At 62.6% G+C, this 14,813-nt stretch carries 11 protein-coding genes and 1 tRNA gene; 5 read left to right on the top strand and 7 right to left on the bottom strand.

The window, feature by feature from the left end:
- Positions 1-295: Fe-Mn family superoxide dismutase (locus tag ABGV18_RS04790; RefSeq protein WP_396585047.1), on the top strand; the 295-nt coding region annotated here is incomplete at its 5' end.
- Between the two features lie 118 nt (positions 296-413).
- On the opposite strand, the gene ABGV18_RS04795 is transcribed toward ABGV18_RS04790, so the two are convergent.
- Positions 414-1,811, bottom strand: a complete 1,398-nt coding sequence (locus tag ABGV18_RS04795; RefSeq protein ID WP_396582746.1) for an OmpP1/FadL family transporter — start codon at positions 1,809-1,811, stop codon at positions 414-416.
- Positions 1,812-2,631: 820 nt separating this feature from the next.
- Here ABGV18_RS04795 and ABGV18_RS04800 point away from each other — a divergent pair.
- Entirely contained in the window at positions 2,632-3,486 is an 855-nt protein-coding gene (locus tag ABGV18_RS04800; protein WP_396585048.1) for a fumarylacetoacetate hydrolase family protein, read from the top strand.
- Between the two features lie 283 nt (positions 3,487-3,769).
- Here the strand turns inward: ABGV18_RS04800 and ABGV18_RS04805 are convergent, their stop codons facing one another.
- The gene (locus ABGV18_RS04805) at positions 3,770-5,173 is read right to left on the bottom strand and encodes an MBL fold metallo-hydrolase RNA specificity domain-containing protein (protein ID WP_396585049.1); all 1,404 of its coding nucleotides are present in this window, start codon (positions 5,171-5,173) and stop codon (positions 3,770-3,772) included.
- 157 nt (positions 5,174-5,330) lie between these two features.
- Positions 5,331-5,417 (bottom strand) — tRNA-Leu (locus tag ABGV18_RS04810).
- A gap of 124 nt (positions 5,418-5,541) precedes the next feature.
- On the opposite strand from ABGV18_RS04810, the gene ABGV18_RS04815 reads away from it, so the two are divergent.
- On the top strand, positions 5,542-5,877 hold the full coding sequence (locus ABGV18_RS04815) for a DUF3301 domain-containing protein (RefSeq protein ID WP_396585050.1): 336 nt from the start codon (positions 5,542-5,544) through the stop codon (positions 5,875-5,877).
- Between the two features lie 312 nt (positions 5,878-6,189).
- A complete protein-coding gene (locus ABGV18_RS04820; protein WP_396585051.1) occupies positions 6,190-6,531 on the top strand; it encodes a DUF3024 domain-containing protein in 342 nt (113 codons plus the stop codon).
- 154 nt (positions 6,532-6,685) lie between these two features.
- Here ABGV18_RS04820 and ABGV18_RS04825 read toward each other — a convergent pair whose 3' ends face one another.
- Positions 6,686-8,419 (bottom strand): DEAD/DEAH box helicase, encoded by a 1,734-nt coding sequence (locus ABGV18_RS04825; RefSeq protein ID WP_396585052.1) that lies wholly within the window; start codon positions 8,417-8,419, stop codon positions 6,686-6,688.
- Positions 8,420-8,807: 388 nt separating this feature from the next.
- On the opposite strand from ABGV18_RS04825, the gene ABGV18_RS04830 reads away from it, so the two are divergent.
- Entirely contained in the window at positions 8,808-10,667 is a 1,860-nt protein-coding gene (locus tag ABGV18_RS04830) for a mechanosensitive ion channel domain-containing protein (protein WP_396585053.1), read from the top strand.
- Between the two features lie 106 nt (positions 10,668-10,773).
- Here the strand turns inward: ABGV18_RS04830 and grxD are convergent, their stop codons facing one another.
- From grxD to ABGV18_RS04845, 3 genes are all read right to left on the bottom strand, one after another.
- Entirely contained in the window at positions 10,774-11,124 is a 351-nt protein-coding gene (gene grxD / locus ABGV18_RS04835) for a Grx4 family monothiol glutaredoxin (RefSeq protein ID WP_396585054.1), read from the bottom strand.
- Between the two features lie 144 nt (positions 11,125-11,268).
- Entirely contained in the window at positions 11,269-12,870 is a 1,602-nt protein-coding gene (locus ABGV18_RS04840) for a diguanylate cyclase (protein ID WP_396585055.1), read from the bottom strand.
- 134 nt (positions 12,871-13,004) lie between these two features.
- A complete protein-coding gene (locus ABGV18_RS04845; protein ID WP_396585056.1) occupies positions 13,005-14,771 on the bottom strand; it encodes an N-acetylglutaminylglutamine amidotransferase in 1,767 nt (588 codons plus the stop codon).
- Positions 14,772-14,813: the final 42 nt, after the last annotated feature.

Below are 14,813 nucleotides of genomic sequence, written 5' to 3' on the forward strand. Positions count from 1 at the left end.
TTCGTTCGATGACTTCGTCGAGAAGTTCAACAACGCGGCGCTGACCCGTTTCGGTTCCGGTTGGGCGTGGCTGGTGGTTGATGGCAGCGGCAAGCTGCAGGTCACCTCCACCCCGAACCAGGACAACCCGGCCATGGACATCGCCGAGGTCAAGGGCACCCCGGTACTGGGGCTGGACGTGTGGGAGCACGCCTACTACCTGCGCTACCAGAACCGTCGCCCGGATTACGTCAATGCGTTCTGGGACGTGGTTAACTGGGACGAAGTGGTCAAGCGTTACTCCGCCGCCAAGTAAGCAAGGTTTCACAGCCAGAACGACGAAAACCGGGCAATCGCCCGGTTTTTTTGTGTTGGATGAAAAGCAGACACAAAAAAACCGCCCGAAGGCGGTTTTGATTCGAAGCGAGGAAAGCTTAGAACTTGTAGGTGTAGCCTACGGTTGCTTCGTACTGCTTCATGCGGATAGTTAAGTCCTGGGTGACACCCGGCATGCCATTCTGAGCAGCAAGGTCGCTCAGGAATTGGTTGCTACCGTTAACTGAGACTTCCGGCGCGTACATGAACGCACCATGCATCTCGTGGTTCTTGTTGAACGTGTAGCTGAAGCCGGCGGTGTAGTGGTTTTCGACTACGCCCGGTGCGATGGTGTTGAACAGCGCGTCTTCCGAGCTGATCGGGTTGTCACCGCGGTTCCAGCCGGCGCGAACTTGCAGCTTCGGCGTGGCTTGCCACTGGACACCCAGCTTGTAGACATTGATGTCGTCCCAGCCAAAGCCGGCACCATCGGATCCGCCAAGGCAGTTCGCGCCCGCCGCGCCGGTGCTCATCCAGCCGCCGAGACACATGTTCAGGTATTCGGTCGACGGATTTGAGATGGCTTTTATGTCGCCGTAGTTGATGCGCTGGTAGTCGAAGGTGACCGTTACGTCCTCGTGGACATCGGCGGCCATGCCGACGGTCCAGGTGGCCGGAATGTCGAAATCACCGCCTTCTGCGAACAAGCCCGAATACTTGTCGAACTCCTCGGTATCAATCTCCGATTGGTAGCTCGCCGCTAGCGTGATCATATCGGTCGGCTTGAAGGTTACGCCGACCTTGCCACCATAGCCCCAAACCTTGTCGTGGCCGTTGCCTGTCATGTTTTGCGGATCAACAGTGAACGGCGGCAGACTGGTTGCCTGGGCAACACCGCCGGTCCCATTGAAGTTGCCGAGACCCTTGGCCTTAAACTTCTGACGTGCGATGACGGCACTGACGCCTACGGTCAGCTTGTCGTCCATGAACTGGCGAGAGTAGGTCGGAGTGATGAACAGTTGTTCCAGGTTCACGCCAGCGGAGCCGTCACCGTAGGGACCATCCGCCGGGACGCCCGGAAAGCCAAGGTAGTTGCCAGAAATGGCCGGGTAGTCCGTGTTCATGCCGCCGTTGCCGTATACCGCAATGCCGATACTGTCATTGTCGGTCAGGCGGTAGCTCATGCCGAGGCTCGGGATGTAGAAGGCTTCTTTGTCACTGTCACCTTCGCCGCTACCGGTCGGCGTGCCATTCATGTAATTGGTGTACTCGTAGCCGCGGACCGGCTTGAACCAAGAGACATCGAAGTGCACCTGGTCGCTCACGTCAGCGAGGGCCGCAGGGTTGGTCGCGATCGCCATGACATTGTCGTTGGCAAAGGCGACACCGCCGCCACCCATCCCCATGCTCTTCACGCCGTATCCGTGCGAGAAGTAGCCGTTGGTGGCGTGAGCGGAACCGGCGGCGAAGGTCGCGCCAGTGATTGCTGCTGCTAGCAGGGTCCTTTTGAAAGTCATTTTTCTTTCCTCTCCTGTCGTCAAGTCCATTGCCTGAAATCGTTGTTATCAAATCCATCTCGCCGACATCATTGTCGGCATGCAGAGCACGTTGATCGGGTTCGGCGTGTCCTTGCCGACGTTGTCCTTGCGGTCGTCTGCAGCGACCTGCCCGGATCAGTGACGGACGACAACGTATCAGAAATCGGTAATTTGCCCATTCAAAAACATTAAGGCTTGATTAAAAATACCTACTGTTCCTCATTCAGTGATCTTCGTATATGCGAAACAGTGTATTTAAGAAGGCGTGCCGAGTTGGGTAAGTTGCTGATAAAAGGTTATAAAAAACGAACTTCTCGTGCTTCTGGTGCGGGTCGTCGAGCGGGGTTGTGAACTTCATAGATGATTCTGCCGGGAGGGGCGAGTGTTGTTTTTGGGACGAAAGGACGGAGCAACGATGTTCGTATGACCGTCCGGGGCCGTTAATCGTTTTCGATCAGGCCTTGGCGGGGGGCAGGGCAAGGCTCTGCTTTAGAACGGGTTGTTGCCTTGGCCGGGAGCCGTATGGTTTCAAGCCTCGACCATTGGCCCAGGCGTTCCGTCGGTGCTCCGGTTGTTCGGACCCGACATGAATCGTCGCGCTATCGGCTCATAAGGGAACGGTGTTCACGGTGATCGGGAAGGGAATGTGGCCGACTTTTTCACTTATGCGCTCTCGGCGTGTTTGGCGGCGGGATGGGGCAATCACCGAAGAACCCGGTAGCCAGCAGCATTCGGGGCGTCGTTCCGCTACGGTTGGAGGTAACGGTTGTAGGCATTCGCAGGAGAGATGATGAAGCTGGTGACGTATTCGTTGGAGGGTGAGTCCCGGATCGGGGCGTGGTTGGATCGGGCATCGATCGTGGAGTTGTCCGCCACCGCTGAGTTTCCCGATTCGATGCTGGGGTTGATCCAGGAGTGGGATGCGTGGCGGGAGCGTTTGCCGGCGTTGATTGAACAAGGGCCGCGACGCTCACTATCCGAGGTGCGTCTCGAGGCACCCATACCGACTCCGCCGCGCGACATTCTGTGTGTGGGGAAGAACTACGCCGATCACGTCAATGAGGTGAAGGCGTTGGGGTACGGCTCGATTCCGAGCCACCCGATCGTGTTTTCCAAGGCGACGACCACCATCAACCGGCCCGAGGGATTGGTGGATATTTCGGCCGATCCGACCGAGACGACCGATTACGAAGGTGAGCTGGCGGTGATCATCGGTCGTGGCGGCCGGTATATCGATGAACGGGATGCGCGCGATCACGTCTTTGGCTACACGCTGATCAATGATGTCTCGTCGCGTGACCTTCAAGGGCGGCACGTGCAATGGTTTCTGGGCAAGAGCATCGACGGCTATGCCCCGATGGGGCCGGTTATCTTGACGGAAGGGGCGGCCGGCAATATCCGCGATTGGCGTTTGCAGACGCAGGTGAACGGCGAGTTGCGCCAGGACGCGAGCATCAGCCAGATGATCTTCTCGGTGCCCGAGGTCATCGCCACCATCTCCCGTTACGTCACCCTGATGCCGGGTGACATCATCGCCACCGGTACGCCGTCAGGCGTGGGGGCGGGCCATGAGCCGCCGGTCTATCTGCAGGCTGGTGATGAGGTGGTGGTGAGTTGCGACGCGATCGGGGAGTTGCGCTCGCGGTTTGTCTGATTCGACCTTGGGTGAGTCTGTGTCGACCATTTGCCAAATTGAGGCGTCGTATGGATTCCCGCTTTCGCGGGAATGAGGATTGGTGGGTGTAGGGGAGCATGTCCGAACCGAGGCCACTGGCCTGGTTCCAAGGCCCCACTGAGACCATTTGGGGTCGGAATTCGTTGGTCGATTCTTATTTTCACGCCTGAAGGCGCTCCTACATCTGACATCACTGTAGGAGCGCCTTTAGGCGCGAAATTCTCCCAAACCGGCGGTAAGCGGTCGCGCGCCGATGGATGGCTCAAAGATCGATTGATTCCCCCTGTTCCGGCATGAGTACCTTCGTGCCATGCAGCGCCTCGGCGAAGGCCGCCATGGCCTTTTCCTCGCCGTGGACCAGGATGGTGCGCTCGGGCTTGATCGCGCCGTGCCAGGCGAGCAGTTCGTTGCGGTCGGCGTGGGCGGAGAAGCCGTTGATGGTGTAGATACGGGCGTTGATGGGGATGTCGTCGCCGAATAGGCGCACCTGGGGTTTTTTGTCTTCCTGCTTGCTGGTGTCGATGATGCGGCGGGCGAGGGTGCCGGGCGCGGCGAAGCCGACGAAGATCACGCTCGATTCGCGCTTCCAGAGGTTGTGCCGCAAGTGGTGGCGCACGCGCCCGCCGGTACACATGCCGGAGCCCGCCATGATCACCGCGCCACCGGCCAGCCGGTTGAGGGCCATCGAGTCGGCCGTCTCGCGGGTGAACCGTGCGCCGGGCAGCCAGAATGGGTCGACCTTGCGGTCGAACAGTGCCTGCGCGTCCTCGTCATAGCATTCCGGGTGATGGCGAAAGATCTCGGTGGCGGAAATAGCCATCGGCGAGTCGAGAAAGACCGGCAGGTTCTTTGGCAGTGCCCCGGACTCCACGCCTTCTCGCAGGTGGTAGAGCAGTTCCTGGGCACGCTCCAGGGCGAAGGTGGGAATGATGACGTTGCCGCCCCGGTCCATCGTCTCGTTGATGGCGTCGTAGAACTCCTGGATCGAGGGGGCGAGGGGCTTGTGGTCGCGATTGCCGTAGGTGGTCTCCATCACCACGGTCTCGGCGTGAGGCGGCACCACCGGGTCGCGCAGTATCGGGCGGTCGCTGCTGCCGATGTCGCCGGAGAAGATGATCGCCTTGTCTTTCTCGCCGTCCCGATAGCTCAGGCGAATACTGGCCGAGCCGAGGAGGTGGCCGGCATCGTAGAAAGTCGCGGTGACCCCGGGGGCGAGTTCCAGCGCCTGCTCGTACTGCACCTTGCGCCCGAACAGGTCCATGGCATTAAGCGCGTCGAGCTCGCCGTATAGTGGCTCGGGTGCCTTCTTGCCGTGTCGATTGGCCTTGCGGGCGTGGCGTTCGGCTTCCTCTTCCTGCAGATGGGCCGAGTCGAGCAGGACCACCCGCGCAAGCTCCCGCGTGGCCGGCGTGGCGATAATCTCGCCGGTGAAGCCACGCTTGGTGAGCAGCGGGATGCGTCCGCAGTGATCGAGGTGGGCGTGGGTCAGCAGGAGGATGTCGATCTCGCCCGGGTCGAAGCCGAATTCAGCGACATTCTCCTCGTCGATTTCGCGCCCGCCCTGGAAAAGCCCGCAGTCGATCAGGACCTTGAGTCCGTCGAGCTCCAGCATATGACAGGAGCCCGTCACGCCCCGGTTTGCACCGTGAAAAGACAGCCGCATCATGATGATTCTCCCTTGCCGCCGTGAATGACCTTTACGTTATTCAAGCACGGACTGGGCCCGAGTGCGCGGGGACCTCGTAAATGAGCGGGTAAATCGACAAGCGCCGGAAACGAAAAAGGCGACATCCGCGGATGTCGCCCAAATCGTTATTCTGTTCTGGTGCCGAGGGTCGGACTCGAACCGACACGGTATCTCTACCGGCGGATTTTGAATCCGCTGCGTCTACCAATTCCGCCACCCCGGCAGGGCAGCGAAAGGTAGCGCAACTGTGGTACAAAGGCAAGCCGCTGAGCGGGTTGCAACGCCGTTGGCGCGCCGCGAGTACCCACGTTGAGCAAGTGCTGAACCGATAAAGGACGACTGACCTGATGTGGACCCTTGGGGACGTAATCATATTGATCCTGGTGCTGGCTGCGGTCGGCCTCTGGGTACAGCACGATCGGTATCGGCGGCGTGCACTGTCGCTGGCGCGGCAGGCGACCGAAAAAGCGGACGTGCAGTTGCTTGACCAGAGTGTCAGCCTGCGCCGGGTCGGACTGGGTCGGGACGATCGGGGCTGGCCGCTGATCACGCGTCGGTTCGGCTTCGATTTTTCCCGGAGCGGGTTTGATCGTTACCGGGGCCACGTCGATTTTCGCGGCCAGCAGCTCAGCGAGGTCGAACTGGATCTGGGCGATCCCCATTGGCGGCACGAAAAGAACTGACATGCAGGCGCCTCGAAAAACCTGTTGCGCCACCCAACTGCGGCGTCGCGTGCGGACTCGGCGCGTCCATGCGCCTCGCGAGCGCAAGCTAAGCTTGCGTCCGGCATGGCATCCCGGCCATGCCGTCACTCGCTCCTACCGATTTGCATGGAGCAAATCGGAGCGCGCCGAGCGCGTGCGTAGCAGGCAGGCCATGGATGGCCTGTGCCTGCCTATCCTGTTGATATGTCTCGTCGCTCGTTGGATGCGAAGCAGGCGTAAGCCAGCGGCTCCTTGCATTCGGGCGGCTCACGACGCTTTTTCGAGGCGCCTATGGCCTTGAGTGAACTGGATCAGCGGCGCATCGAGAAACAGGTGAGCGTGTTCGTCGAGACGCGTCGCCCGCCGCCGGACATTCGCCCGCAGCTCGACATTGGCTATCGGCTGGATAACCAGGCCGTCGAGCTGTTCGAGCGGCGTCGGTCGATGCGGGGGCATCGTATCGAGGAGGAGTTTGCCCGGCTGGTGTACGTGAAATCACGTGATGTCTGGAAGCTCTACTGGAAGCGTGCCGACTTGAGATGGCATCGGTACACGCCGTTTCCGGAGGCAACACGCCTGGATGTGCTGCTGCAGGAGATTGACGAGGATCCTAACGCCTGTTTTTTTGGGTAATCCCGGGGGTTCTCTTACCGTAGGAGCGCCTTCAGGCGCGATGCCGTGTCCATGCTTTCGCGGCTAAAGCCGCTCCTACGGCAAACGGTTGAGCGGGATCAATCGTGAAGGCCTGGATGCAAAAACGGCTGCCCGAAGGCAGCCGTTTTTCTGTTCAGCGTCGGTCGAAATTACGACGCGGCGGACGTCCCTTGCCGGGATGGCCACCGGGGCCACCGGGGCCGCCGGGTTTGCGACGCGGCCGGCCGGCCGGAGCTGGGCCGATTGCCTGCAGCCCGAGCTTGATGCCGAACAGATGGATGTTGCTCATCTGCTGGACCAGGCGGTCGGGCATGCCGGAGGGCAGGTCGACGAAGCTGTGATCCTGCTCGATCTCGATCGCGCCGATCTGCTTGCCGTTGATGCCGCCCTCGTTGGTCAGCGCGCCGACGATGTTGCCCGGCGTGACGCCGTGCTCGCGGCCGACGTTGATGCGGTAGCGGATCTTGTCGCTGTCGTCGCGCGGGCCGCTGTCGCGTTCCTGCATTGCCGGCGGCGGGGCCATGTCCTTGATCTGCTCGGCGATCACCGGGCGGTCCTTCTGCAGCAGGAAAGCCAGCGCGGCGGCCACCTCGGCCATCTCGATGTCGTGCTCGTTCTGATAGTCGTTCAACATGTCGACGAACGGCGTCAGTTCCTCTGCCTCGCGGACCTCGGTGATCTGGTCCTTGAGCTGTGAGCTGCGCTTGCTGGCGATGTCGGTCGCACTCGGCAGACGCATCTGCTCGATCGGCTGGCGCGTGGCCCGCTCGATGGCCTTGAGCATGCGCTTTTCACGCGGGGTGACGAACAGGATCGCCTCGCCCGAGCGTCCGGCGCGGCCGGTACGGCCGATGCGGTGGACGTAGGCCTCGGTGTCGTAGGGAATGTCGTAGTTGATGACATGGCTGATGCGCGGGACGTCGAGGCCGCGGGCGGCGACGTCGGTGGCGACGATCATGTCGAGTTGCCCGTTCTTGAGCTTCTCGACCGTCTTTTCGCGCTCGGCCTGGCCCATTTCACCGGACAGCGCCGCGGCCGAATGACCCCGTGCCTTCAGGCGCTCGGCCAGGTCATTGGTGGCCTGACGGGTGCGCACGAAGATGATCGCCGCGTCGAAGTCCTCGACCTCGAGGATGCGGGTCAGTGCGTCGGGCTTGTGCATGCCCGAGACCGGCCAGAACCGCTGGCGAATCGCCGAGACGGTGCTGGTGCTGTTCTTGATCTTGATTTCCTGCGGGTTGCGCAGGTGACGCTGGGCGATGCGACGGATCGGGTCGGGCATGGTCGCCGAGAACAGGGCGACCTGGCGCTCGGCCGGCACTTCCGCAAGGATCGCGTCGACGTCGTCGATAAAGCCCATGCGCAGCATCTCGTCGGCCTCGTCGAGGACGACCATGCGGATCTGGTCGAAGGCGAGCGTGCCGCGACGCAGGTGATCCTGGATGCGGCCCGGGGTGCCGACGACTACGTGCACGCCGCGCTGCAGCAGCTTGCGCTGCTGGAACATGGCCTGTCCGCCGTAGATCGGCGCAATGTGGAAGTCCGGCATGTGGCGGGCGTAGTTCGCCATCGCCTCGGCGACCTGGATGGCCAGTTCGCGGGTCGGGGCAAGCACCAGCATCTGGGGTGCGCGCACCTTGAGGTCGATGCGGCTGAGCAGCGGCAGCGCAAACGCGGCGGTCTTGCCGGTGCCGGTCTGGGCCATGCCGATCAGGTCGCGGCCTTCCAGCAATGGCGGGATGCTCTGCGCCTGGATCGGCGAGGGGGTTTCGTAACCGACGTCTTCGATCGCCTGCTGGATGGCAGGGTTCAAATCGAGATCGGCAAAGCGAACCGAGGGTTGCTCGGTAGCGGGGGTATCGGACATGGATATCTCAACAACTGGCGGCAGGGGCCGCGGGGACTGGCGGGCGCGGGGCCCTCACATCGGAGCGCTCCGGAAATGATCCGGGGCTCTTTGGCGGGCTCTTGGCTCGGCGAAAACCCGGGGGTCGCGATGGATCGCGGGGCGATTCAAGCTGGCGATTCCCAAGGAACCAGCCATTCTACCGTTCCGAGCAATCTTTGTCCCGCATTATCGTGCGTTGTTCGGGTGAGCGGCCGACGCGAAGGCCGGTTCGCTGCTATGTTGAGGGGGTGCGCGCGCCTCGCGTCCCTCGCGAATTGCAATGGAGCTTGCCATGGTCCTCGGGTTCGAGTCGTCCCTTTCCAATCACCGGTGGCCTCGGTTAGCCCATTCCCCGCTTTGGCGCCACGTGTCGTTTTTCCGCGTCCTGGCGGTCGTCGGCCTTCTGCTACTGGCCAATTCGCTGGCGGCAGCTCCGACCGATGCGCTGGCGCCAGGGGCCGGATCGACTAGTGTCGAAAAGGCGAGTGACGACAAGCCGCCGGAACCCAGTCTCGATTCGCGCCTCTACAATTCAGACGGCGGGCTTCGGTCCCCCACGATCGGTGACCTTGGTCATCCGCGTGGGGCACTGACGAACCTGCTGTCGGCGGCCGGCAGTGGTAACTATCAGCAAGCGGCCGAATCGCTGCAAGTGCCGGACGGCATGACCCAGGCGCAAATCCAGGATGTCGCCGGCAAGTTGACCTACGTGCTGCGCCAGCGTCTTAAATTGCAGGAGGACGTGTTGCCGAACGATGGCGACGGGTTGCGTAAGGAGGAGCGTGAGCAGGAACGCTCTCCCCGAGAGTCGATCCTGTTGGCGGAATTCGAGGTCGAGGGAAAGCTTGTGCCGGTGCGGCTCGTACGCACCGTTTCCGGTGAGGACGTGCGCTGGTGGTTCGATGCCGAGACCGTGGCGGCAACCGACATGCTCTATGACAACACGGGCATGGGGAAGATCGTCTCCGCGTTGCCGTTCTACCGGATCCGGTACGAGGTGTTGCGCAGCGATGCGTTTCGGCTGGGGGTGGCGGTCTTCGGCGTGGTGCTCAGCGCGATCCTGGCGCTGTTTATTCGCTGGGCGGCGTTTCGGCTGGCCAGGCGGTTTCTTCCCCAGGATGTCGTGGCCGACTGGGTGCCTTACCTGCAGCGTTATATCGGCTTCGGGTTCGTGTCGTTGGTCTTCTTCCTGCTGCTCGGATCGTTGTCCCGTCCGCTGGTCGTGCTGCCGGACCTTGGGCGCGAGCTTTACGATTCAGTCGTCTTTATCGGGGTGGTGGGTTCGTTGACCTGGCTGCTCATCAACGTGGTGCGCATGTACTTCTCCACCTACGGCAAGAGCAAATTGCGGCGACTGGAGGAGATCAGCATCTTTCAGGCCCGCACATACAACACTAAGATGACGGTACTCAGCCGGACGCTGACCGGCGTGATCTTCTTCGTGGGGCTGATCGTCGCGTTATCGACCTTCGACTGGTTTGCCTCGCTGGGGCTGTCATTGCTGGCCTCGGCCGGCGTGATCAGTCTGATGATCGGCATCGGGGCCCAGCGCAGCATCGCCAGCCTGTTCGCTGGACTGCAGGTGGCACTCACCCAGCCGATGCGCATTGGTGACCTGGTGATCTTCAAGGGCGAATGGGGATACATCGAGAACATCACCTACACCTACGCGGTCATCCGCATCTGGGATCTGCGTCGGCTCACGGTGCCGTCGACGATGTTGATCGACGAGCCGATCTACAACTACTCGTATGCCAGTGAGGATGGTGATCTCAACATTTATGGCGAGGTGTTTCTGTATCTCGACTACACCGTGCCGATCGATCCGATTCGGGAGAAGCTGATCGAGCTGGTGCAGGATGACGAGAACCACGACGACGCCGTCGCCAGCGTCCTGGTCACTGAATGTCGCGACTGGACCGTGGAGGTTCGGGCGCTCGTGAGCGCGAACGACGGAGTGGCGGCCTGGTACCTCTGTTGCAAGGTGCGTGAGGGGCTGATCCGTTTCCTGCAGGAGCTTGATGGTGGGCGTTACCTGCCGCGCTCGCGGGTGGTGCTCGAGCGAGAGTCGACCGATGACCGATCAAGCGCGGAGCCAAACGATGAGCCCAGCCGAGAGCCCGGCGGGGAGTCGAGTAGCGAGGCTGGTGACGAGCCGCCGAGCCAATCCCAGGAAGAGCGTCAGGGCGTCGGGAAGCGGCCCGACGTTCTCGGCGAGGACGCCTGATGGGCATGCGGGGTCGAAAAGAGCTGGCGCGTCGCCCGGCCGCCGGCCAATAAAAACCCGGCCGTTGGGCCGGGTTGTGTCGATTCATTGGCTTGTCGATTGACGCTTATTCGGCCTTGTCGGCTTCCTTGTCGCCTTCGGCCTCGGCCGCGGCTTTCTCGAACAGCGGCTTGAGTTCACCCCGCTCGTACATCTCGATGGTGATGTCCGCGCCGCCGATCAGCTCGCCGTTGACGTAGACCTGCGGGAAGGTCGGCCAGTCCTGGTAGCTGGGCAGGGCCTGCATGATCTCCGGGTCGGCCATGACGTTGACGTAGCCGAACGGCACACCGCAGCCCTTCATCGCCTCGGCGGTACGGCTGGAAAAGCCGCAGGTCGGGAATTGCGGGGTGCCCTTCATGAAGATCAGGATAGGGTTTTCTTTGACGAACTGGTCAATGCGCTCAAGAGCTTCCACGTGATGGTCTCCCGTTGAATTGGTGACTGCTGGGGTGTCTGGTGGTCCCCGTCGATGAACGGGTGGCCCGAATGACTTTATATGGGACCAAATTCGTACCGATTTAGCAAGGCTTGGGAGGGGGCGGGCCGTCATACGGCCACCCTAATCCTCGTAATGGCGCGCCTTGACCTGATTTCGCCCGGCCTGCTTGGCGGCGTAGAGGGCGCCATCGGCGGCACTGATGATTTCCTGCGGGGTGATGTGCTCGGGGTAGCCCGCCACGCCGGCACTGAACTGGCAGTGAATGGTGTCGCCGGCCTCGGTGGTGACGGCGATATCGGCGAACTGCTGGCGTAACCGATCGATCAGTTCCATGGCCGCATCGAGTTCGGTGGCCGGCAGGACGACCATGAATTCCTCGCCGCCGTAGCGCCCGACGCCGTCGTATTTGCGCAAGCGGGTATTGAGCAGGGTCGAGAGCCGACGGATCACGCGGTCGCCGGCCGGGTGGCCGTGGGTGTCGTTGACGCTCTTAAAATTGTCGATGTCGATCATCACCACCGACAGCGGTTGTTCCTGGCGGATGGCGCGGTCGAGCTCGCTGTCGACCAGGCTAGTGATCGCGCGGTGGTTGAGCAGCCCGGTAAGCGAGTCGGTACGCCGTTCGGCACGGGCCTGACGGTAGCGTTGCGCACGGTAGCGCACCATGCGGATCAAATCGTCGCCGGCGATCGACTTGTTGAGAAAGTCGTCACCGCCCTGGAGCTTGGCCTCGAGTCGGTGCTGATCGCGTTCCTCGGTAGACATGAACAGGATCGGCACGTCCGAGAGTTGCGGGTGCTCGCGGAAGATGCGCGCCAGATCGACGCCGTCCATCTCCGGCATGTAGAGATCCAGCAGGATGACATCGGGTTGTTCGGCAAGCGCTGCGTCGAAGGCGGCCTGGGGGCGGGTCTCGAACAGCAATCGGACATTGGCGCGGGCGAACTGCTTGCGCCAGTACATGCCCGCGGTGGCCATGTCGTCGACCAGGAGCACGGTGATCTGTTCGTCGTCGCATTCGTAGGCGCGTGCGCCCGTCAGGAGGGTGTTCAGGCGCGCGGAGTCGATCGGATGGGTGATCACGTGGTCGATGCCGGCGCGGACGGCGGCCGCGCGGATGGCAAAGTCGTCGCGCTGACTGACCATCAGTGACTGGGCGCAGGCGGACATGCGTTTTTTCAGCTCGGCGAGTTGGCTGAATTCGCGCTCGTGGTCGGCATCGTCCTGCGCGAGATAGATCAACAGGCCCGTGTGCTCCAGCAGGGCCGGGTCCGGGTTTTCCAGGTTGATCGGATGGGCACCGAAACCGCTGCGGCGCAGTGAGTCTTCCAGCAACTCCGGCAAGTCGGTGCTGCCGGTGTAGAGGGCGATGGCCTCCGGGGTCTCGTCCTGTGTCTTTTGCAGGTGCTGGATCAGGCGATCGAAATAGCGGATCAGTCGGTTGAGCCGCGAGAGGTCGGCCGAGCCCTGGGCGTGTTCACGCGCGATTTCCTGGTCGATGCGGTTGAGTACGCCCAGCAGCACCCGCAGCTTCTGGTGACGGGCGCGTTGAATCAGGCAGCGCACCTGGTTCTGCAGGTCGGCCAGTCGCGTCGATCGGCGCGCGGTGGGGGCGTCGACGGTCGCCCGCAGCGAGGTGGCCGCCATGGGCCAGTCGTGGGGGCCCGCGTCCCAGTCGGGCAGGTCGATGGGGTCGGGCTCGGTCAGGGCGTCGTCGGGCATGGTCGCTCGGTCCGTTGAGTCGTTTCAGCAAATCCTGATATCGACTCTAACGCAATCCATCGGCCGTCTGTACCACCGTGATTTGATTGTCCATAAGGTCAGATAGTGGTGCCATCGAATCGCGCCGAGGTTGCCTACAGTCCCTGTTCCTGCAGCCACAGCTCGAACACCGCCAGGTGCCAGATCTTGGCGCCTTGCAGGCGGGTGAAGTGGCGATCGGGTTCGGCCAGCAGCTTTTCCACGTAGGCCGGTTCGAACAGGCCGCGGGCGCGGGCGGTGTCCGAGGTAAGGATCTCGCGCATGAACTCGAGGAACGGGCCGCGCACGAACTTGAGCGCGGGGACCGGGAAATAGCCCTTGGGCCGGTCGATGACCGCATCGGGAACCCGCCCGCGGGCGATGCTCTTGAGGATGCCCTTGCCGCCCTGGGCGAGCTTGTGTTCCGCCGGCACCCGCATGGCCGCCTCGACTAGGCCCGTGTCGAGGAACGGCACCCGCGCCTCCAGTCCCCAGGCCATGGTCATGTTGTCGACCCGCTTTACGGGATCGTCGACGATCAAGGTGCTGGCATCGAAACCCAGCACGCGGTTGGCGAACGAGCCGCCGCCGGCCCCTGCCAGTCCCCTCTTTACCAGTTCGCTGGTGACATCGGGGCCGCGAAAGCGCTCGGTGACCATCGCCATCAGCTCCTCGTGGCTGCGATCGAAGTAGTACGGCGCAAAGCGTTCGAGATCCGAGCCTTCGGTCTCCGCCATTTTGGGATACCAGAAGTAGCCCCCGAAGACCTCGTCGGCGCCCTGGCCGGAGAGCACCACCTTGACCTCGCGGGCGACCTGTTCGGAGAGCAGATAGAAGGCCACCGCGTCCTGGCCGAACATCGGCTCGTTCATCTCGCGCACCGCCTCGGGCAGGCGGCTGAGAACCTGCTCGTTGGGCACGTGGAAGCGAAAGTGCTCGGTCTGGTAGCGCTCGGCGACCGGGTCGGCGAATTCGAATTCGCTGCCCTTTTCCTCGGGCTGGTCCTCGAAGCCGATGGTGAAGGTCTTCGGCGTCACGCCCGCCTCGTGGGCGAGCGCGACGATCAGCGAGGAATCCAGCCCGCCGGAGAGCAGCACGCCCACCGGCACGTCGCTGATGGCCAGACGCTTGCGCACGGCATCCAGCAGCCGCTCGTGGATCAGCTCCGGCCATTCATCGGCCGGGACGTCGTGGTCCTCGGCGGTGTCGATGGCCCAGTAGCGCTGCAACTGGCGGTTGCCGTTGCGATCCACCCGCATCCAGTGGCCCGGCGGCAGCTTGTTCACGCCACGGAAGATGGTGCGCGGCGCCGGCACCACGCCGTGCAAGGTGAACTGGTGGTGCAGGGCGGTGGGGTCGAAGTCGGTGTCGACATTGCCGGCGGCCAGCAGCGCCGGGATGCTGGAGGCAAAGCGCAGCGGGCCGTCACCGACGGTGTGATACAGCGGCTTGATGCCCTGGCGGTCACGGAACAGGAACAGCGCGTTCTCGCGCATGTCCCAGATGGCGAAGGCGAACATGCCATCCAGACGGGCCACGCCGTCCGGTCCCCACTCGCGAAAGGCGGTGAGGATGACCTCGGTGTCGCCGGTGGAGGCGAAGCGATGCCCGAGGGACTGCAACTCCTCGCGCAGTTGCGGGTGGTTGTAGATGGTGCCGTTGAAGACGATCGCCAGCCCGCGCTCGCGGTCGACCATTGGCTGGTGACCGTGGAACGTGAGATCGAGGATCGACAGCCGGCGGTGGCCGAAGGCGAGCGGCCCATCGGAGAAACTGCCCTCGTGGTCCGGCCCACGTCGTTCCAGCCGGCTCATCATCCGCCGTACCGCGGTCAGGTTGCCGTCACGCCTGCCGGTTTCCAGCCATCCGCAAATGCCACACATCGATTCGCTCGCCTGTCGTCGGTTTGGGTTTAATCAAGGCCA

The organism is Guyparkeria halopsychrophila, assembly GCF_044582135.1.
In the GTDB taxonomy this organism is placed as follows: Bacteria; Pseudomonadota; Gammaproteobacteria; order Halothiobacillales; family Halothiobacillaceae; genus Guyparkeria.

Coding starts and splice junctions, on each gene's coding strand:
- ABGV18_RS04840 (WP_396585055.1), bottom strand. CDS start 12,870: ATGCCCGACGACGCCCTGACCGAGCCCGACCCCATCGACCTGCCCGAC.
- ABGV18_RS04845 (WP_396585056.1), bottom strand. CDS start 14,771: ATGTGTGGCATTTGCGGATGGCTGGAAACCGGCAGGCGTGACGGCAAC.
- ABGV18_RS04805 (WP_396585049.1), bottom strand. CDS start 5,173: ATGATGCGGCTGTCTTTTCACGGTGCAAACCGGGGCGTGACGGGCTCC.
- ABGV18_RS04815 (WP_396585050.1), top strand. CDS start 5,542: ATGTGGACCCTTGGGGACGTAATCATATTGATCCTGGTGCTGGCTGCG.
- ABGV18_RS04795 (WP_396582746.1), bottom strand. CDS start 1,811: ATGACTTTCAAAAGGACCCTGCTAGCAGCAGCAATCACTGGCGCGACC.
- ABGV18_RS04820 (WP_396585051.1), top strand. CDS start 6,190: ATGGCCTTGAGTGAACTGGATCAGCGGCGCATCGAGAAACAGGTGAGC.
- ABGV18_RS04825 (WP_396585052.1), bottom strand. CDS start 8,419: ATGTCCGATACCCCCGCTACCGAGCAACCCTCGGTTCGCTTTGCCGAT.